This window comes from Streptomyces sp. NPDC043812, from assembly GCF_056436245.1.
In genome coordinates this window covers 67,893-87,457 of sequence record NZ_JBWKCY010000007.1, presented here as the reverse complement: position 1 = coordinate 87,457, position 19,565 = coordinate 67,893, and the positions used below count along the sequence as shown (strand labels likewise).

The window sequence follows — 19,565 nt, the reverse complement described above, 5'->3', positions numbered from 1 at the left end:
CTGGTGCCGAACGGGCGCTACGGCGTCGCGCCGGACGGCTCCTCGTCCGACGCGAGGATCGAGTCCTCCAGCTTGCGCAGGAGCCGCGCGAGCTGGCGGCGCTCGGCCGGTGACAGGCCTGCGAGCATGCGGCTCTCGTTGTCCAGATGCTCGGCGAACACGGTGTCCACCGTCGCCAGGCCCTTGTCCGTGAGGCGTGAGTAGACGACCCTGCGGTCGTCGGCGTCCCGTTCACGGACGATCAGGCCGTCCTTCTCCAGGCGGTCGATTCGCAGTGTCACCCCCGCGGACGACACGAGTCCGGAGTCGGCGAGCTGCCCCGCGGTCAGCCGGTACGGCTCCCCCGACCGGCGCAGCGCCGTCAGCACGTCGAAGCCCGCCACGGACAGGCCATGACGCTCGACCGACGCGGTGAGCCTGGTGCTGTAGCGCAGGTAGGAGCGGTGGAGCCGGGCGAGGACCTCCAGCGGGCTCGTGTCGAGCTCCGGCCGCTCGCGCGCCCAGTCCTCGATCACCTTCGCCACGGCGTCCCGGTCCGCCGGTTTCGACGCTGCCATGCTCATCCCCTCGTACGCCGCCCGCCGGCACCCTCCGGCTTCTCACGGCACTGAGAATCTTACCGCTGAGGCGACGGCAGGGCCGGGGCGTATCCGGGCGGCGCCGCCGGGATCAGTTGCGAGTGCGCCGCCGCAGCGCCCTGACGAGAACGACGGCGACGATCACGGCTGCCGCGGGTGCCGCCGCCTTCCTGAGGAGCACGGGCAGTGCCGCCGCTCCGAGGTCCACGGCCTCCGGCTCGGATGCGGGCAGAGCGTGGGACCTTCCCGCTCCGTCCGGCCCGCCGTCCCGGAGCAGGTCCTCGAGGCGGGTGGCGAACTGCTGCACGATGCGGTCGCCGACCTCGGTCATGATGCCGCGGCCGAACTGGGCGGGGCGGCCGGTGATGGCGAGATCGGTGTATACGCGCACCCGGGTGCCGTCCGGGTCTGCGGTCAGTGTCGCGGTGACCGTGGCCGATGCGGTGCCCGCTCCGCGGGTCTCGCTCCCGCTGAGGTCGAGCAGCATCGAGCGGGTGGCCTCGTCGCGGGTGACGGTGCCCTCGCCGCGGTAACTCATCTGTACGGCACCGACCTTGACCTTGACGCGGCCGGTGAAGAAGTCGCCGTCGAGGGAGTCCAGCACGGCGCCGGGCATGCAGGGCGCGACCCGGCGGAGGTCGTGGAAGAGCTTCCACGCGTCATCGGGACCGGCCGGAACGGTGAAGGAGTGGTCGAGCTGCATGGGTGTGTCCAATCGTGGTGGCGCGGGGAGGGCGGCTCAGGCGCGGGGGGTCGCCGAGCGGATCAGTTCACGGACCCGGCTCGGTGAGAGCGGGCCGCGGCGTACGACGACGCCGAAGGGACTCAGGGCGTCCTCGACGGCGCCGGTGAGCACCGCCTGGGGCGCGATGGCGCCGCCTTCGCCGAGTCCCTTGACGCCGAGGTCGTTCATGGGGCTCGGGGAGAAGATCTCGTCCATGTCGAGGTCGGGGATCTCCGAGGACGTGGGCACCAGGTAGTCCATGTAGGTACCGGTGCGGGGCTGGCCGTCGGGGCCGTAGACCATCTCCTCGTAGAGTGCGCCGCCGATGCCCTGAGCGATGCCGCCGGTGACCTGTCCTTCCGCGATCATCGGGTTGACGATGGTGCCCGCGTCGTGGACGACGACGTAGTGCAGGATCTCGATCTCGCCGGTGTGCTCGTCGACCTCGACGACGGCGGCGTGCGCGCCGCTCGCGACCGCGAAGCCGGGTGGGCGGAAGTGCACCGTCTCGCTGAGTTCGGTGCCGTGCCGGCCGTCGGTCGGTTCGGGGGTGCCGGGCAGCGGGGCCCGTCCGGCGAGTTCGGCCAGCCCGATCGACGGACCGCCCGGCTCCTTGGCCGACACGACGCCGTCGCTCAGATCGAGGCCGTCCGCCGGGGCGCCCAGGCGTCGGGCTGCCGCCTCGACGATCTTCTCCCGGACGAGCCGGCCGGCGCGGTGGGTGGCGTTGCCGGCGTTGACGAGAGCGCGGCTGGCGATGGTGCCCACACCGAACGGGGTGGCGTCGGTGTCGCCCCCGACCACGTCGATGGCGTCGAGCGGTACGCCGATGGCGTCGGCGGCGATCTGTGCCATGGATGTGCGGTGCCCCTGCCCCTGCGAGGGGGCACCGATGGCAAGACGCACCCGCCCGCTGGGGGCGATGTCGATGCGCGCGGTCTCGAACGGCCCGAGGCCGGTCGCCTCGATGTACATGGCGAACCCGATGCCTATGTGTCTGCCGTCGCGGGCTCCTCGGCGCTGCCGGGCGCGTACCCGCTCGACGTCGGCCTTGGCGACGGCGCGGCGCAGGAGTTCGGGGTAGTCCCCGGAGTCGTAGGACTGCGGTTTGCCGGAGCGGTCCACGAGGCCGGTGGCGTACGGCATCTCCTCGGGCCGCACCAGATTGCGTGCCCGCAGCTCCTCGGGTGCGATGCCGAGTTCCGCGGCCAGCCGGTCCATCGCCCGTTCCATGGCGAACACCGTCTCGGGGCGGCCGGCTCCCCGGTAGGGCGTGGCGAAGGTGGTGTTGGTGAGGACACCGGTGACGTCGATGTCCACGTTCGGGACACGGTAGGGGCCGAGCAGATGGCACAGGGAGTTGTAGGGCACGACGAGCCCGGTCATGTTGTACGCGCCGAAGTTGACGGTGATCCGGTCGCGTACGGCGATGAGGCGGCCTTCGGCGTCCGCGGCGAGTTCGATGCGGTGGATCTGCTCGCGGGCGTGCGAGGAGGCGGTGAGGTTCTCGTTGCGGTCCTCGCGCCACAGCACAGGGCGGCCGAGGATGCGGGCCGCATGCGGGATCAGGAGTTCCTCGACGTAGAGGATGCCCTTCTGTCCGAATCCGCCGCCGACGTCGGCGGCGATGACGCGGACCGCGGCCGGGTCGAGCTGGAGGGTGTGGGCGACTGCCTCCCGCAGCCGGTGCGGGGTCTGGGTGCCCGACCAGACGGTCAGCCGACCGCTGTACGGATCGACCTGGGCCGAGATCGCGCGGGTCTCGATCGGCGAGGCGACGTAGCGGTGGGCCTCGAACTGCTCGCTCACCACGGCGTGCGCGCCGGCGAACGCGGCGTCCGGGTCGCCGACGCGGGTGGCCACGGCGACGGCGGTGTTGTCCGGCAGATCGTCGTGCAGCAGCGGCGCATCCGCCGCCAGCGCACGGTCGGGGTCGACGAGCACCGGCAGCGGGGTGTAGCGGACATGGACCAGTTCGAGGGCGTCCTCGGCCAGGTAGCGGTTGTCTGCCAGGACGACGGCGACGGGCTGGCCGACGTAGAGCACCTTGTCCCGGGCAAGCAGCGGCATGGGCGTCATGCGGACCACCGGGTCGAGGAGTTCGGCGAGACCCGGCGGGGTACGCAGCTCCTCCTTGTTGAGCATGGCCGGCAGATCGGCCACGTCGTCACCGGTCCACACGGCGACGACACCGGGTGCGGTCAGCGCCGCGCTCACATCGACCGACTCGATGCGGGCGTGGGCGTGCGGGCTGCGCAGGAAGGCGGCCTCGACGGCGCCGGGCAGGTCCATGTCGTCGACGTAGCGGCCGTTGCCGCGCAGCAGCCGGTCGTCCTCGACGCGCGGGACACGGCGGCCGATCCAGCTGCCGCCTTCCGGCGTGGACCGTTCGAAGTCGTGGGACATGCGGGTCACTTCCCGAATCGCTCGTCGAGTGCCTGGCACACGGCACGGCGGATGTTGCGGTAGCCGGTGCACCGGCACAGGTGCCCGCTCAACGCGTCGGCGACCTGCTCCTCGTCGGGGCGTTCGGACTGCTCCGTCAGGGCGGTCGCGGTCATGACGAACCCGGGGGTGCAGAAGCCGCACTGCATGCCATGGCACTCGTGGAATGCGCGCTGGACGGGGGTGAGCGGGGCTCCGTCGGGGGCGAGGCTCTCGACGGTGCGGATCTCGGCGCCGTCGCACTGCACGGCCAGGGTCAGGCAGGTGCGCACCGGTTCGTCGTCGACGAGGACGGTGCAGGCGCCGCAGACTCCGTGCTCGCAGCCGACGTGGGTGCCGGTGCGGCGGAGCCGGTCACGCAGGAAGTCGCTGAGCAGCAGCCGGGACTCGACCTCGGCGGTGAGCTGTTCGCCGTTGACGGTGAGGGTGATCCGGTGCCAGGCGGAGGGCTCGGCGAGCGGCGGGGTGCGGGCGGCGAGCGGACCGGACGGGGAGGGGACGGCGGGGGTCATGAACAGCGCTCCCAGGCGGTGGTGCAGGCTCGGACGAGGAGATGGGCGGCGCTCTCGCGCCGGTAGGCGGCGGTGGCGTGGACGTCGTCGGAAGGTGTGAGGCGGGCGAGCGCGGCACCGGCCGCGGCGGCGAGGGCCTGTTCGCCGGCGTCGGTGCCGACGAGTGCCTCCTCGGCCGAGGGCAGGTGTACGGGGACGGGACCGGCGCCGCAGAAGACCACACGGGCGGTGCGGACGGTGCCCGTCCCGGCGTTCCGTTCCAGCAGTACGGCGACGCCGACGGTGGCGAAGTCGCCGTGTCTGCGGGTGAGTTCCTCGAAGGCCCAGCCGTGGTTCGCCGGGAGCTGCGGGAACACGACCTCGGTGAGGAGTTCGTCCGGTTCGACCGCGGTGGAGAAGGTGGCGACGAAGAAGTCCTCGGCGGCGACCGTGCGGGGGCCGCGCGGCCCGGTGATCACGAAGCGGGCGTCCAGGGCCAGTGCCGCGGTGGGCAGCTCGGCGGCCGGGTCGTGGTGGGCGAGGCTCCCGCAGACGGTGCCGCGCCCGCGTATCTGCGGGTGTCCGATGTGCCGGATCGCGGCGGCGAGCAGCGGCCATCCGTCGCGTACCGCGGTCTCGGCGGCGGCGCGGGACTGTCGTACGGCGGCGCCGATCCGCAGGGCGCCCGACTCGTCGACGTGGAGACGGCCGAGCTCGGGGATGCGGGTGATGTCCACGAGCACCTCGGGCCTGGCAAGGCGCATGTTCAGCATCGGGATCAGGGACTGGCCGCCCGCGAGGACCTTGGCCTCCCGCGTCTCGTCGGCGAGGAGGGAGAGCGCCTCACCGACGGTGCGGGGGGCGGTGTAGTCGAAGGGTGTGGGTTTCAACCTGCTGCCACCGGACCTCTCGGGTCGTCGTCGCGCCGTGGCATTCGACACGCACAGATCTATCTAGTACCTAAAATGATTTACACTAAAGTTTCTTCTTGGCAAGAGGCTGCCACAGATTTCCCGGCCCGAGGTGAGCGATATGCGACACGTCATCGACCAGGCAGCCGCCTGGCAGCGCTCCGGAACCCGCTTCGCCATGGCGACCGTCGTACGGACCTGGGGCTCGGCGCCGCACGGGCCCGGCGCTTCGATGCTCGTCGCCGAGGACGGCAGCATCGTCGGCAGCGTCTCCGGCGGCTGCGTCGAGGCCGCCGTCTGCGCGGCCGCGGAGGACGTCCTCGCAGGCGCCGCCCCGACCGTGGAGCGTTGGGGGGTGGGCGACGAGGACGCGTTCGCGGTGGGCCTGACCTGCGGTGGCACGATCGAGGTGCTGATCCGCGAGGTGGGCCCGGAGGTACCGCTCGGCCGGGTCGCCGCCGACCTCGCGGCCGGCGTCCCGGTGGCGCTGGTGACCCCGCTCGACGGGGCCGGGGCGCTTGCCGCGGGCGGCGGGAAAGTGACCGGTTCGCTGGGCGGGACGGCCGTGGACCGGGCCGCCGCCCTCGCCGCCGAAGGCATGCTGGGCCGGGGCGCGAGCGGGGCGGTGACCAGCGGGGACGCCGGAGCAGTCGATGCGACGTGCCCGCCGGGGCGCGAACTGCTGGTGCAGTCCTTCGCTTCCCCACCACGGCTGCTGATCTTCGGGGCGGCCGAGTTCGCCCGGCCGCTGGCTCAGATCGGCGCGGCGCTCGGCCACCGGGTGACGGTCTGCGACGCCAGGCCCGCCTTCGCGGTGGCCGAGCGCTTCCCGGGCGCCGACGAGGTCGTTTCCGACCGGCCCGACCGCTGGTTCCGCGCCCACCAGGACCTTGTCGACCGGTCGACCGCGGTGTGCGTGCTGACCCACGACCTCCGTTTCGACGTACCGCTGCTCACTCTCGCGCTGCGCAGCAGGGCCGGGTTCGTGGGGGCCATGGGCAGTCGCCGTACACACGAGGACAGGCTGGACCGGTTGCGCGCAGCGGGCACGACCGAGGCCGAACTGGCGCGCCTGCGCTCGCCGATCGGATTGGACCTCGGCGGGCGGGGGCCCGAGGAGACCGCCGTCTCGGTCGTTGCCGAGATCATCGCGGTGCGGCGCGGCGGCAGCGGTCTGCCGCTCACCCTGCGAACGGGCCGCGTGCACATGCTGTGACCATTTTTGAACGACTGTTTTTATGAACACTCGTTTAATCTGAGGCACGTGGATCCACAGAACAAGAGGCAACCGGGCACACGCAGCACATCACACGAGCCGACCGGTGGCGACCACCCCCGGCCCGGCCGGCGCCGCCCCGGCTCCCACGACCCGGAAGGCAACCGCCGAGCGGTGCTCGACGCGGCCCGGCGCCTGTTCGGCGCGCACGGTTACCAGGGCGCGGGCGTCCGTGCCATCGCGGCGGAGGCGGGGGTGACACCCGGTCTGGTGATGGCGTACTTCGGCTCGAAGGACGGGCTGTTCCGCGAGGTCGTCGGCAGCGGAACGGGAGTGCCGCAGAATGTGCTCGCGGCCGCGGACAGCGACCCGGGCGATGTGCCGACGGCCCTCGCGCACGCCTATCTCGACCGCTGGGACCGGCTGCCCGCCCACGATCCCTGGCCGGCGCTGATCCGCTCCGCCGTCAGCCACCCGCCGAGCGCGGAACTGCTGCGCACGATCCTCGAGCAGCAGGTCGGCGAACCCCTCACCGAGCTGCTCGGCGACTCGCCCGAGGCCGATGTGCAAGCCGCCGTGATCCGCAGCATCCTCTTCGGCGTGATCATGGAGCGCTACCTCTTCGCGCACGAACCGGCGGCGTCCGTCCCGACGGCGGAGCTGGCTCCGGCACTGACGGACGTACTCGTCACGGCGTTCGGCGGCGTACCGCACACCGCGTCCCCGGCTGAAGCCGGGCCCGCTGCCACGCGCCCCGAGTCCGGGACCCCGGTGCACGTACGCTCCGGCACGGACGACTCCCCCGCGTCCCTGTTCGCCCGGCTGGGAGACTGCGCGCTGCGGCATCAGGTGCTGATCGGCAGGACCGTCCGCGCGTACGGCATCAGCCTGCCCGCGTACGACGTGCTCGCCGCGCTCCGTGACGCCGGTGAGCCCTACCGGCGGACGGTGGGCGAGGTCGCGGCGGCCGGGACGGTCCGCGCCGGCGGTCTCACCCAGCACGCCGACCGGCTGGAGGCGGCCGGACTGATCCTGCGGGAGCGCGACGCCGACGACCGCAGGATCGTCCACCTCTGCCTCACCCCCGAGGGCGTCGAGCTCGCCGACCGGGTTCGCGCTGTGCGCGACGCCCAGGAGCAGGAGCTGCTGGCCGGGATGAGCCCCGCCGACCGGCGCCGGCTCGCCGCGCTCCTCGGCGCGCTGGGACAGACGCTCGGGGCCGGTGGCCCGGAGCAGTGATCACTGCTCCGGGCCACCGGCCCCTTGCCGGAAGGTCCGACCGAGTCAGGAGTTGAGCTCCTCCAGCGTCCTGCCCTTGGTCTCCACGGCGAACCAGGCGATCACGGCGCCCACCGCGGCCACCACGGCGAGCTGCGCGAAGACGAGGGCGAGGCTGCCGCCCGCTCCGAGGATCGCACCGACGGTGACCGGGCCGATGATGACGCCGAGCCGGTTCCACAGCCCGCCGAACGCGGCGCCCTTGGCCCGGTTGGACGTGGGGTACAGCTCGGGCGAGTAGAGGTAGAGCCCCGCGTTGATCGCGTAGAGGAAGAAGGTCGTGCAGGAGGCGAAGACGGCGACCTGGGCGCCCGACGTCGCACCCGCCAGGGCGAGCACACCCAGGGAGAGCATGGCGCCGCCGAGCGCGGCCACCAGCGCGGGCCGGCGGCCGATGCGGTCGATCAGCAGGGCGACGAGCAGCGTGCCGAGCAGACCCGTGACGTTGCTGAGCAGGGTGTAGACGAGCGCAGTGGTCAGATCGAGACCGAACTGCTTGGTGTAGAGGGACGGCAGCCAGGTCGAGATGCCGTGGTTGACGTAGTAGGCGACGAACCAGAGACCGGACACGACCGCCGTACGCCGCAGATAGCGTCCGCGGAACAGATCGCCCAGCCGGCCCTGGGAGATGCGCTCCTCGGGCGTGTCCGCGGCGGGCAGGGGCAGCGGTTCGGCGGTGGCGAGGGCGACCTCCGCCTCGATGCGGGCGATGGCCTGCTCGGCCTCCTCGGTACGTCCGCGGGCCAGGAGCCAGCGCGGGGACTCGGCGACGTGACGAGGCAGCATGGCGGCGATCAGGACCGGGAGGGTACCGATGACGAACATCGCACGCCAGCCGAGGTTGGGCACCACCCAGACGGCGACCAGCGTGGCCGCGGCCAGTCCGGCCGGGAAGATCATCTCGTAGAGGAGGACGAAGCGGCCGCGCTTGTCGGACCGGGCGATCTCGTTGATGTAGGTGGCGGCGACGGGTACGACTCCGCCGATGCCGAGGCCCTGGACGAACCGGAAGAGCGAGAAGGTCTCGATGCTGCCGGAGAAGGCGACGGCGAGGCTGGCGAGACCGGTGATGGCGACGCCGAGGGCGACCGTGCGCACCCGGCCGATCCGGTCGCCCATCCAGCCGGCGGCCAGGGCGCCGAGCAGCATGCCGATGGAGGCGGAGGTCACGGCGAAGGTGGCCTGGCCGGTGGTCAGGTGCCATTCCTTCATCAGGACGGGCAGTGCGGAGGCGGCCAGCAGTTGATCGAACGCCTCGAAGAAGGTGACGGCGCCGATGAGGAAGCGAACCTTGACGTGCCAGCGCGAGTGCGGCAGTCGTTCAAGTCTCGCGGCTATGGAGCCAAGGGCTGGCTTGCCGGCCACAGTCGTCATGGAGGGTGTCCTTCCGCGAACAGAGGAGTTGCGGAGACAGTAGGTTGCTATATCTAAGCGGTCAATGGTCAAGAGCTTAGGAACTTCAATGTCATCCGACCGCAGACCATCCTCGACGCAGCAGACCCCGCGCTCAAGACCTCCCCGACAACGATTTCGCCTCAGGGACTTGCGCGGAGAAACTTAAGCACTTAGATTTCTAGCACTTCGACAGTGCGAGTGAGGGACCGCGACAGGCCCCGTGCCGACCGCCTTCCGCACCCGAAGCCCACCCCGTCCCGCCGCCTCGCCCGGAGGTTTAGCCGTGCCGCACTTCCCCACCGACATCCTGATAGCGGGCCAGTGGCGGCGCGGCGCGGGCGAGCCCCTCGACACCGTCGACCCGGCGACCGGCCGCGTGCTCGCCACCATCCGTTCCGCATCCGCCGACGAGGTCGCCGAAGCCGCCGAGGCCGCGGCCGAGGCGGCGGCCGACCCGGCCTGGCGGGACCTGCTCCCCCACGACCGCGCCCGGCTGCTGCACCGGATCGCCGAACTGACCGAAGAGGCCGCAGGCGAACTCTCCGCGCTGCAGACCGCCGACACCGGCAAGACGCTCGCCGAGACCCGCGCCCTCGCCCTCAGCGCCGCAGGCACCTTCCGCTACATGGCGGCCGCCCTGGAGACGGCCGAGGACACGCTCACCCCGCCGCGCGGTCCGTACGTCACGATGAGCGTGCACGAATCGATCGGCGTCGTCGGGGCGATCAACCCCTGGAACTCCCCCGTCGCCAGCGACGCGCAGAAGATCGCACCCGCGCTCGCCGCCGGAAACGCGGTCCTGCTCAAGCCCGCAGCCTGGACGCCGCTGGTCTCCCTCGCCCTCGGCCGGCTGATCACCCGGGCACTCGACGAGTTCCGGCTGCCCACGGCCCTGCTGTCGGTGCTCCCGGGCAGCGGCCGCGTGGTCGGTGACGCCCTCGTACGTCACCCGCTCGTCGCCCGTATCGGATTCACCGGCGGCACGGAGACCGGCCGGTCGATCGCCACGATCGCCGCCCAGAAACTGATCCCCGCCTCACTGGAGCTGGGCGGCAAGTCGCCGACGATCGTGCGCGCCGACGCCGACGTCGAGCAGGCCCTGGCGGGCGTGCTGTTCGGGATCTTCTCGTCCAGCGGCCAGTCCTGTATCGCCGGTTCACGGCTCTTCGTGGCGCGCGAGCTCTACGACTCCTTCGTCGGTGAACTCGTCGAGCGGGTCCGCAAGCTGCGCGTCGGGCCCGGCACCGACCCCGCCACCCAGGTCGGCCCGCTCGTGCACCACCGGCACCGCGACGCCGTCGCCGCCTACGTGGACCTCGCACGCTCCGAGGGCGCCCGGGTGCTGTGCGGCGGGTCCGCGCCCGAGGGCGAGCAGTACCAGGACGGGGCCTACTACCTGCCGACCGTCCTCGACGGACTGCCGAACACCTCCCGCACATGCCAGGAGGAGATCTTCGGCCCGGTCCTGGTGGCGCTGCCCTACGACGACGAGGACGACCTGGTCCGCCAGGCCAACGACTCCGTCTACGGGCTGGCCTGCGGCATCTGGACCCGTGACGCGCGGTCCGCCTGGCGGCTCGCCCGCCGCATCGACGCGGGCACCGTCTGGATCAACACGTACAAGCAGTTCAGCACCTCCACCCCGTTCAGCGGCTGGAAGGACAGCGGCCTCGGGACGGAGAAGGGCCGCGACGCGATCCGCGCCTACCAGCGCCAGAAGTCCCTGTACTGGGGCACCTCCGACTCCCCGCTCCCCTGGGCCAACTGACCCGGCACGCCTGCCCGTCTGGAGAGACTCATGCACCAACCACCGCCCGGTCCGATCGCCCGGCTCCGCTCGCTGCGCTACGTCGAGCTGCACACCCCCGCCTTCACCGAGGCCGCCGACTTCTACCAGGAGGTCTGGGGGCTCGAAACCGTCGAGTCCGACACCGGCGCGCGGTGGCTGCGCGGCACGGGCGACGAGCACCACGTCCTGCACCTCACCGAGCGGGACCGGGTCGGTCTCGGCCGCATCGCCTTCGCCGTCGCCACACCCGCCGAGGTCGACGCGGCCGCCCGGCGCCTCGAAGCACGCGGCATCGTGCCCGTCTTCGGCCCCGGACCACTGGAGCAGGCGGGCGGTGGCTACGGGCTGCGGTTCACCGACCCCGAGCAGCGCCTGATCGAGATCAGCGCACAGGTCGAGGCGGTCGTCCCGCGCGGCCGGGACGGCGCCGTGCCCGTCGGCGTCACGCACGCCGTGCTCAACACCACCGACATCGACGCCGCAGTCGCCTTCTACTCCGACGTGCTGGGACTACGCGTCTCCGACTGGTCCGAGCACCAGATGGCGTTCCTGCGCTGCAACGCCGACCACCACTGCATCGCCTTCAACCAGGCCGAGTGGACCTCGCTCAACCACGTGGCGTACGAGATGAACTCGGTCGACCACTTCATGCGGGGACTCGGCCGGCTGCGCCACCACGGCATCGCCCCGAAGTGGGGCCCCGGGCGCCACGGCCCCGGCAACAACACCTTCTCCTACTTCACCGACCCGTCCGGTCTCGTCTGCGAGTACACCTCCGAGGTCGCGCAGATCGTCGAGGACGCCTGGATCGCCCGGGTGTGGCGCCGCGTGCCGGAGCTGTCCGACCTGTGGGGGACGGCCGGTCCGCCGTCGAAGGAGATCCGCTGCCACATGGCCGGTACGCCGGACCCCGGCCCGCTCGCCCCCGTCGACGCCGCAACCCAGGAGGACGCCGCATGAGCACCGTACGCAAAGTGGGCCTCGTCGGCTGGGGCGCGATCGGCCGGGTCGTCGGCACTGCACTCGCCGAAGGCGAGGTGGGCGGCGCCGAGCTGGTGTGCGTCGTCGACAACCGTCCGCTCGGCGAGGCGGCACCTGCGGAGCAGGTCACCTTCGAGGAGGCGCTGGAGCGCTGCGACCTGATCGTGGAGGCCGCCGGCCAGGGCGTCGTACGGGAATGGGGCGAGCGGGTGCTGGCCTCCGGCACCGATCTGCTGATCGCCTCCTCCGGCGCGCTGACCGACGACGAGCTCGCGAAGCGGCTGCTCGCGGCAGGTCCCGGCCGGGTCTACTTCACGGGCGGCGCGGTCGGCGGTCTCGACCTGCTCCAGGCCGCGCGCTCACTGGGCCCGCTGGACGAGGTCCGCCTCACCACCACCAAGCTGCCCTCGACGCTCGAACAGCCGTGGATGGACGAGGAGTTGCTGCACCGGATGCGGACGGCGACCGGACCGGTCGAGGTCATGTCCGGCACCGCGCGCGAGATTCCGGTGAAGTTCCCCAAGTCGACGAACGTGGCCGCCTCGGTCGCGCTGGCCGTCGGCGACCTGGACACTGTGCGGGTCCAGGTCGTCGCCGACCCGGCGGCACACCGCACCCGGCACGTGGTCGAGGCGTCCGGCCGGCACGGCGCGTACCGCTTCGAGGTCTCCCATCTGCCCGACCCGGGCAACCCGGCGACCAGCCAGATCGTGCCGTACGCGGTGCTGCGCAGCCTCGCCGCACTCGCCGGGCGGACGGGACAGATCCTGTGAGCGCCCACGCCGACCGCTCCGTCGCCGAGGTCCATGTCGAGGAGGCCGGGGACCGGGGTCCGCTGCTGCTGTGCCTGCACGGCATCGGCTCCTCGTCGGCGGCGTTCGCGCCGCAGCTCGCCGAACTCTCCTCGTACGCAAGGGTCGTGGCCTGGGACGCCCCCGGATACGCCAAGTCCCCCGATCCCGAGGCCCCGCTCACCCTCGACGACTTCGCGGACACGGCGGCCGGGCTCATCCGTGAGCGCGGCGCGAGCGCCCATGTCCTCGGCGTCTCCTGGGGCGGCGTGATCGCGCTGCGGCTCGCCGCCCGCCACCCGGACCTCGTCGCCTCGCTGATCGTCGCCGACTCCAGCCCCGGATCGGGCACGGACGAGGCGAAGGCCAAGGGCATGCGGGCACGGGCCACCGAGCTGGCCGAGTTCGGACCGCACGCCTTCGCCGAGGCGCGCGGACCGCACCTGGTGTCACCGGGCGCACCCGACGAACTGGTCCGGCGCGTCGTCGACACCATGGCCGCATCGGTACGGCTGCCGGGCTACGCCTACGCGGCCGAATCCATGGCCGCAGCCGATCTGCGCGCCGAACTCCCCTCGATCACCGCACCGGCACTCGTGCTCTGCGGCGACCAGGACACCGTCACCGGCACCGAGGCGAGCCAGGCCATCGCCGGTGCCATCCACAAGAGTGCCTACGTGATCGTCAAGGACGCCGGTCACCTGGCCAACCAGGAGCAACCCGGGCACTTCAACGCCTGGGTCCTCTCCCACCTCCGCATCACCGCACGCATCCCCGAGTAGGAGCTGTTCCTCATGCCTCTGACCACCACCGCGTACGACAACGGCAGCGACCTCGCCGCGTACACCGACTCCCTCATCGCCACCAAGGACTCCCGGGTGGCCGACTTCGACACCCTCTCGTTCCAGGAGAAGGCCGGCCCGCAGTTCCGCCGCGGCCAGATCCGTTACGTCGGCTCCGGCGCCACCGGCAACCACGAGGGCGACAGCCGCATCATCCCGTCCGGCGGATTCACCTTCTCCAACATGCTGCTGCCGCCCGGTGCCGAGGGCCCGGCCCACACCCACCACGATGTCGAAGAGGCCTTCTTCGTCCTGGAGGGCGAGGTCAAGGTCGGTATCCACCGCGGCCCCGACGAGGTCGAGTACCGCACCCTCGGCTACCGCGACATGATCGTCGTCCCGGCCGGTGTGACCCGCTCGCTGAAGAACGAGGGCGACACCGACGCCCTGTTCTGCGTCGTCATCGGCACGCAGAAGCCGCAGGTGCCGTCGTACCCCGAGTACTCGCCGATGCACGGTGTCACCCGTGACTGACCCGCGGGTCGTCGTCGTCACCGGCGCCGGCCGTGGCCTGGGACTGGCCATGGCCCGCCGGGCCGGCGCCGACGGCTTCCGCGTCGTCGTCGCCGAGCTGGAGCCGGAGCGCGGCGAGCGTGCCGTCGCGGAGCTGTGCGCCGAGGGCATCGACGCCCACTTCGTACGCTGCGACGTCGCCGACCCCGCCTCGGTGGACGCGCTGGCCGGCGCCGTGGCGGACCTCGGCCCGCTGTACGGGCTGGTCAACAACGCGGCGCTGGCCAACGGGGTCGGCGGCAAGGAGTTCTGGGACATCGACGCCGAGGTGTGGGACCGGCTGATGACGGTCAACGCCCGCAGCCCCTGGCTGGTGTCGAAGGCCCTGTACCCGCTCTTCGGCTCCCCGGGCCGGATCGTCAACATCGCCTCGGACGCCGCCCTGTACGGCTCCCCGCGCCTCGCCCACTACATCGCCTCCAAGGGGGCGGTCATCGCGCTCACCCGGGCGATGGCCCGTGAGCTCGGCGACAAGGGGATCACCGTGAACGCGGTCGCCCCCGGGCTCACCGAGTGCGAGGCCACCGAGACCGTGCCCACCGAGCGGCACGACCTCTACCGCATGAACCGGGCCATCTCCCGGCCGCAGCAGCCGGACGACCTCACCGGGATCGTCTCCTACCTGCTCGGCGAGGAGTCCCGCTATCTGACCGGACAGGTGATCGCCGTCAACGGCGGCTTCACCATGAACTGATCTGCAGGAGTACCGAGTTATGGATCTGGGCCTCGCCGACCGCACCATCGTGGTCACCGGCGGCAGCTCGGGCGTCGGCCTGGCCACGGTCCGCGCCCTGCTCGACGAGGGCGCCCGCGTCGCCACCTGCGGCCGCGACGCCGACCGGCTCGCCAAGGTGACCGCCCGGCTCGGTGCCGGACGCGACCGGCTGCTGACCGGAGTGTGCGACGTACGGGACGCCGACGCGGTGCACGGCTTCGTACGCCGCACCGCCGAGGAGTTCGGCGGTGTCGACGGACTCGTCAACAACGCGGGACAGTCCCGGATGAAGGGGCTGGACGACTCGACCGCCGAGGACTGGCGCGACGAGCTGGAGCTCAAGTTCGCCGGGGTGCTCAACCCGCTGCACGCCGCCCGCCCGTATCTCGCCGCGTCCGAAGCGGCGAGCATCGTCAACGTCAACGCGGTCCTCGCCAAGCAGCCCGAGCCCCGCCTGATCACCACCAGCGCCGCCCGCGCCGGAATCCTCAACCTCTCCAAGTCCCTGTCCGCCGAACTGGCCGGCGACGGCATCCGGGTCAACTCCGTGTGCCTGGGTCTCATCGACACCGGCCAGTGGACCCGCCGCCACGCCGCCGCCGGCACCGGCACGAGCTACGAGGACTGGCAGGCGGAGCTCGCGTCCGACCGGGGTGTCGCGCTGGGGCGCCTCGGCCGTGCCGAGGAGGTCGCGTACGCGATCGTCACCCTGCTCTCGCCCCGCGCCTCGTACATCACCGGCACCAGCATCGACGTCTGCGGCGGAGTCGGCCGCTCCATCCTCTGAGGAGACACCATGCGTTACGACAACGGAGGCGATCTCCTCGTCGCCGTCCTGCGAGAACTCGGCATCGACACCGTCTTCGGCATCGTGAGTGTGCACAACCTGCCGCTCGTCGAGGCCGTCGACCGTGAACTGCGTTTCGTCCCCGTGCGGCACGAGGCGTCCGCCGTGAATGCCGCCGACGCGTACGGGCGGGCTCGTGGCGGCCTCGGCTGCGCGCTGACCTCGACCGGCACGGGCGCGGGCAACGCGGCCGGTTCCCTGATCGAGTCGCTGAGCGCGGGCAGTTCCGTCCTGCACATCACCGGACAGGTGGAGAGCGAATACCTGGGCAGCGGACGGGGGTTCATCCACGAGACGAAGGACCAGCTCGGCATGCTCACCGCCGTTTCGGCGTACGCGGCGAGTGTGCCGGACGCCGACCGCGCGGGCCGGATCCTGCGCGAGGCGGCGCACGCGGCGCTCGCCGCGCCGGGCGGCCCGGCGAGCGTGGAATGGCCCATCGACCTCCAGTACGCGGAGCAGACCGACGCGCCCGCGGAGCTTCCCGCGCAGGTCCGCCCCGCCCCGACCGACGGTGAACTGGCCGCCGCCGGTGCCCTCCTGGCCTCGGCACGGCGCCCGCTGATCTGGGCGGGCGGTGGCGCCGCGACCGCACGCGGCGAACTCGCCCGGCTGCTGGAGGCGACCGGAGCGGGGCTGATCACCTCCAACTCCGGGCGCGGCGCGGTGCCCGAGGACCACGAGCAGGTCATCGGCAACTTCGCCACCACTCCTGCCGTGCGTGCCCTGCTCGCCGACGCGGACGTGCTGCTCACGGTCGGCACCCACTTCCGTTCCAACGAGACCGCCGACTACACGCTCACGATCCCCGCGGCGCATATCCAGATCGACGTCGACGCGGCCGCGCTCGGCCGGGTGTACCCGCTCGCGCACGCCCTGCACGGCGACGCCGCGGCCACCCTGGCCGGCCTGCTGCCGCACGCACGGCCCGCCGAGGCCGGCTGGAGCGAACGCCTCGCCGCCGTGCGCACCGAGGTGCGGTCCACGCTGCACGACAACATCGGCCCGCAGGCCGCGATCTGCGACGTGATACGCGCCGCCCTCCCGCGTGAGGCGGTCGTCGCCCGCGACGTCACCATCCCCTCCAGCAGCTGGGGCAACCGCCTGCTGGAGATGTACGACCCCCGGGACAACGTCTTCCCGCGCGGCGGCGGCATCGGCCAGGGGCTCGGCATGGGCATCGGCGCGGCGCTCGCCCGGCCCGACGCGCCGACCGTCGTGATCGCCGGTGACGGCGGGCTCGCCGTCCACCTCGGCGAACTGCTCACCCTCGCCCAGGAACGGCCGCGGCTCACGCTGATCGTCTTCAACGACGGCGGCTACGGCGTGCTGCGCAACATGCAGGACCGCTACAGCGAGCGGCGTTCCGGCGTCGACCTCGCCACGCCCGACTTCGAACTGCTGGCACGTGCCTGCGGACTGCCGTACCTGCGGATCGCCGCCGAGGAGCACGCGGCGCCGGTCATCGGCGAGGCCGTGGCCTCGGACGGGCCGACGCTCGTCGAGGTCGATCTGACGGCTCTGGGCCCGATGAAGAACCCGTTCACCCCGCCCGTGAGGATCCCGGGCCAGTAACCCGGCCCCGTAACTGCCCTATTGCCGGTAAGGAGGCACCAGGCCATGAGCGAGAACCCGCTGCAGCTGATCGTCCGCCGTATGACATGGGAGGCCGAGGGCGTCCTGTCCGTCGAGCTTGCCCACCCCGAGGCCAAGCCGCTGCCCGCCTGGACGCCCGGCGCGCATCTCGATGTCCACGTCGGCGGCCAGGTCCGCCAGTACAGCCTGTGCGGCGAACCGCACGACACGGACACGTACCGCATCGGAGTGCTCAACGAGCCCTCGTCGCGCGGTGGTTCGCGTTTCGTGCACACGCAGCTGCGCCCCGGTCAGTCCGTCACGGTCTCCGAGCCGCGCAACCACTTCGCGCTGGAGGACGCCGACGCGTATGTGTTCGTCGCCGGCGGCATCGGGATCACGCCGCTGCTGGCGATGGCCCGCGAGGCCGCCCGCCGGGGCGATGCGTGGCGGATGGTCTACGGCGGCCGGGGCCGGGCCTCGATGGCCTTCACCGCCGAACTCGCCGCGCTCGGCGGCGATGTGACGCTCGTCCCGCAGGACGAGCTGGGCCACATCGATCTGGACACGGTGCTGGCGGAGGTGTCCGAGGGGACGCTGGTGTACTCCTGCGGCCCCGAACCACTGCTCGCCGCCGTGGAGGAGCGCTGCCCCGACGGCCGGCTGCGACTGGAGCGGTTCGCCGCCCCCGTCGTGGAACGCGCCGGGGACGACGAGGCGTTCGAGGTCGAGTGCCGCACCTCGGGGGTGACCCTCACCGTCGCCGCGGACACCTCGATCCTCGACGCCGCGGAGAGCGCCGGGCTCAGTGTGAACAGCTCCTGCCGCGACGGCATCTGCGGGTCCTGCGAGACCCGCGTGCTCGACGGCACCCCCGAACACCGCGACTTCCTGCTCAGCGAGGCGGAGCACGCCGCCGGCGCCACGATGATGATCTGCGTCTCGCGGTGCGCCTCCGGGCGGCTCGTCCTCGACCTGTGACCCCTTCCCCGCATTCTCAGGAGACACCGTGACCGACACCGTGACCGGCGCCTGGCCGTACCTGGACATCCACCAGTCCCGTACGCACGAGCCCACGCCGTACGAGTACAAGCTCGCCGCGACCCTCGAAGAGGTCTTCACCATGGAGGGCCACGACCTGGCCGACGTCGTGCGCGGGCTCAACGCCCGTCAGGTCCACGCCGCCGACGGCTCGTCGTGGACCGAGGAATCCTTCCGCGCCGAGATGAACCGACTGGGAGCCTGACCATGACGCTGTCGTCCTCCGCCACCGCGGACCACATCTACGCCACCGGTCTGCGCAACCAGTGGCACCCCGTCGTCCCCTCGCACTTCGTCGCCCCTGGCGCGATGCGCAAGGTGACCGCGCTCGGCGAGCAGTGGCTGCTGTTCCGCCGCTCCGACGGCGCCCTGTCGATGCTCGCCGACCGCTGCCCGCACCGCGGCGCACCCCTGTCGCTCGGCAAGCACCTCGGCGACCGGGTCGCCTGCTGGTATCACGGCGTCGAGGTCGAGACCGACGGCACGGTCTCCTCGGTCCCCGGGCTGCCCGGCTGCAACCTGGAGGGCAAGAAGCTGGTCACCTCGCTGCCCGTGCGCGAGGTCGGCGGCGTGATTCTTGCCTACTTCGGCGACGAGGAGCATCCGGAACCGGCACCGCTCACACTGCCCGAGCCGCTGACGGACCCCGACGTGGACGCGTTCCTGTGCTACGCCGAGTGGAACGTGCCGTGGCGGTACGCCGTGGAGAACCTGCTCGACCCGATGCACGGCGCCTTCCTGCACCACGACTCGCACACGATGTTCGACGGTGACACGACGGCCAAGTTCCGTATCCGGGAGACCGACCGGGGTTACTTCTTCGAGAAGACCGACCAGCGGGGCGTCAACTTCGACTGGGTGGAGCTGTGCCGTACCGGTGTGGACTGGGTCGACCTGTCCATCCCCTACCCGCCGTCGGCGGGTCCCGGCGGACCGTTCGGGATCGTGGGCATGGTGTGCCCGGTGGACGAGCAGCGCAGCGGGGTCTTCTTCTGGCGCTACCGCCGCGTCGAGGACTGGCAGCGCGCGTCGTGGCGGTTCCTGTACAAGACGCTGATCGAGAAGCGCCATTGGGAGGTGCTGGAGCAGGACCGCGTGATGCTGGAGGCCATGCCGGCGGACGCGGACCAGCGGGAGAACCTGTACCAGCACGACCTGGGCGTGGTGCGGCTGCGCCGTCTGTACCGGGCGGCGGCCGAGGAGCAGTCGTCGGCGGGCGCCTGATCGGGGCCGCCGTGCCGTGACGACGCGGGGCGTCCGGTGTCCGTGAGGACACCGGACGCCCCGACGTGTTGCCGATGCCACCGCCCGGCCACGAAGGCCGACGCCCGCTCAGGTGCCCGGAGAGCGAACGCCGGGCGGGAAATAGGACGGCGCTGTCGGGGGTTGGACGCTGACGGAGCGCACGAAGTCTGCGGTACGAACGGAAGGAC

The 19,565-nt window shown here is 71.9% G+C and carries 19 protein-coding genes; 13 read left to right on the top strand and 6 right to left on the bottom strand.

Annotated elements, in window-relative coordinates; translation table 11 throughout:
- Positions 1-17: 17 nt before the first annotated feature.
- The 5 genes from AC067Z_RS12865 to AC067Z_RS12845 all read right to left on the bottom strand — a co-directional run bounded on the left by AC067Z_RS12865 (position 18) and on the right by AC067Z_RS12845 (position 5,128).
- On the bottom strand, positions 18-557 hold the full coding sequence (locus tag AC067Z_RS12865) for a MarR family winged helix-turn-helix transcriptional regulator (protein WP_478789517.1): 540 nt from the start codon (positions 555-557) through the stop codon (positions 18-20).
- Positions 558-669: 112 nt separating this feature from the next.
- Positions 670-1,281 carry an SRPBCC family protein gene (locus tag AC067Z_RS12860; protein WP_478789516.1) on the bottom strand — a complete coding sequence of 204 codons (612 nt, stop codon included), beginning with the start codon at positions 1,279-1,281 and terminating at the stop codon, positions 670-672.
- 36 nt (positions 1,282-1,317) lie between these two features.
- Positions 1,318-3,708 carry a xanthine dehydrogenase family protein molybdopterin-binding subunit gene (locus tag AC067Z_RS12855; protein WP_478789515.1) on the bottom strand — a complete coding sequence of 797 codons (2,391 nt, stop codon included), beginning with the start codon at positions 3,706-3,708 and terminating at the stop codon, positions 1,318-1,320.
- 5 nt (positions 3,709-3,713) lie between these two features.
- Entirely contained in the window at positions 3,714-4,259 is a 546-nt protein-coding gene (locus tag AC067Z_RS12850; RefSeq protein WP_478789514.1) for a (2Fe-2S)-binding protein, read from the bottom strand.
- The gene (locus tag AC067Z_RS12845; RefSeq protein WP_478789513.1) at positions 4,256-5,128 is read right to left on the bottom strand and encodes an FAD binding domain-containing protein; all 873 of its coding nucleotides are present in this window, start codon (positions 5,126-5,128) and stop codon (positions 4,256-4,258) included. Before AC067Z_RS12845 ends, AC067Z_RS12850 begins: the two co-directional genes overlap by 4 nt.
- A gap of 142 nt (positions 5,129-5,270) precedes the next feature.
- On the opposite strand from AC067Z_RS12845, the gene AC067Z_RS12840 reads away from it, so the two are divergent.
- Complete coding sequence (locus AC067Z_RS12840) at positions 5,271-6,365, top strand: XdhC family protein (RefSeq protein WP_478789512.1); 1,095 nt, start codon at positions 5,271-5,273, stop codon at positions 6,363-6,365.
- A gap of 48 nt (positions 6,366-6,413) precedes the next feature.
- Entirely contained in the window at positions 6,414-7,604 is a 1,191-nt protein-coding gene (locus tag AC067Z_RS12835) for a TetR/AcrR family transcriptional regulator (RefSeq protein ID WP_478789511.1), read from the top strand.
- A gap of 45 nt (positions 7,605-7,649) precedes the next feature.
- On the opposite strand, the gene AC067Z_RS12830 is transcribed toward AC067Z_RS12835, so the two are convergent.
- On the bottom strand, positions 7,650-9,017 hold the full coding sequence (locus AC067Z_RS12830; protein WP_478789510.1) for an MFS transporter: 1,368 nt from the start codon (positions 9,015-9,017) through the stop codon (positions 7,650-7,652).
- Positions 9,018-9,321: 304 nt separating this feature from the next.
- Here AC067Z_RS12830 and AC067Z_RS12825 point away from each other — a divergent pair, with 304 nt between their 5' ends.
- The 11 genes from AC067Z_RS12825 to AC067Z_RS12775 are packed head-to-tail and all read left to right on the top strand — an operon-like array spanning position 9,322 to position 19,356.
- Positions 9,322-10,806 (top strand): aldehyde dehydrogenase, encoded by a 1,485-nt coding sequence (locus tag AC067Z_RS12825; protein WP_478789509.1) that lies wholly within the window; start codon positions 9,322-9,324, stop codon positions 10,804-10,806.
- Positions 10,807-10,836: 30 nt separating this feature from the next.
- Positions 10,837-11,787: a VOC family protein gene (locus AC067Z_RS12820; protein WP_478789508.1), complete on the top strand. Its 951-nt coding sequence runs from the start codon at positions 10,837-10,839 to the stop codon at positions 11,785-11,787.
- Positions 11,784-12,581 carry an aspartate dehydrogenase domain-containing protein gene (locus AC067Z_RS12815; protein ID WP_478789507.1) on the top strand — a complete coding sequence of 266 codons (798 nt, stop codon included), beginning with the start codon at positions 11,784-11,786 and terminating at the stop codon, positions 12,579-12,581. Before AC067Z_RS12820 ends, AC067Z_RS12815 begins: the two co-directional genes overlap by 4 nt.
- Positions 12,578-13,381, top strand: coding sequence for an alpha/beta fold hydrolase (locus tag AC067Z_RS12810; protein ID WP_478789506.1), 804 nt, complete (start codon positions 12,578-12,580; stop codon positions 13,379-13,381). Before AC067Z_RS12815 ends, AC067Z_RS12810 begins: the two co-directional genes overlap by 4 nt.
- A gap of 12 nt (positions 13,382-13,393) precedes the next feature.
- Positions 13,394-13,915 (top strand): cupin domain-containing protein, encoded by a 522-nt coding sequence (locus AC067Z_RS12805; RefSeq protein ID WP_356635127.1) that lies wholly within the window; start codon positions 13,394-13,396, stop codon positions 13,913-13,915.
- Positions 13,908-14,648, top strand: coding sequence for an SDR family oxidoreductase (locus AC067Z_RS12800; protein ID WP_478789505.1), 741 nt, complete (start codon positions 13,908-13,910; stop codon positions 14,646-14,648). The genes AC067Z_RS12805 and AC067Z_RS12800 overlap by 8 nt, the downstream gene beginning before the upstream one ends.
- A gap of 19 nt (positions 14,649-14,667) precedes the next feature.
- The gene (locus tag AC067Z_RS12795) at positions 14,668-15,456 is read left to right on the top strand and encodes an SDR family oxidoreductase (protein ID WP_478789504.1); all 789 of its coding nucleotides are present in this window, start codon (positions 14,668-14,670) and stop codon (positions 15,454-15,456) included.
- Between the two features lie 9 nt (positions 15,457-15,465).
- Entirely contained in the window at positions 15,466-17,091 is a 1,626-nt protein-coding gene (locus tag AC067Z_RS12790) for a thiamine pyrophosphate-binding protein (RefSeq protein ID WP_478789503.1), read from the top strand.
- A 45-nt stretch (positions 17,092-17,136) separates the two neighbouring features.
- Positions 17,137-18,072, top strand: a complete 936-nt coding sequence (locus AC067Z_RS12785; RefSeq protein WP_478789502.1) for a PDR/VanB family oxidoreductase — start codon at positions 17,137-17,139, stop codon at positions 18,070-18,072.
- 28 nt (positions 18,073-18,100) lie between these two features.
- The gene (locus AC067Z_RS12780; RefSeq protein WP_478789501.1) at positions 18,101-18,337 is read left to right on the top strand and encodes a recombinase-like helix-turn-helix domain-containing protein; all 237 of its coding nucleotides are present in this window, start codon (positions 18,101-18,103) and stop codon (positions 18,335-18,337) included.
- A gap of 2 nt (positions 18,338-18,339) precedes the next feature.
- Positions 18,340-19,356 carry a Rieske 2Fe-2S domain-containing protein gene (locus AC067Z_RS12775; protein WP_478789500.1) on the top strand — a complete coding sequence of 339 codons (1,017 nt, stop codon included), beginning with the start codon at positions 18,340-18,342 and terminating at the stop codon, positions 19,354-19,356.
- Positions 19,357-19,565 lie beyond the last annotated feature (209 nt).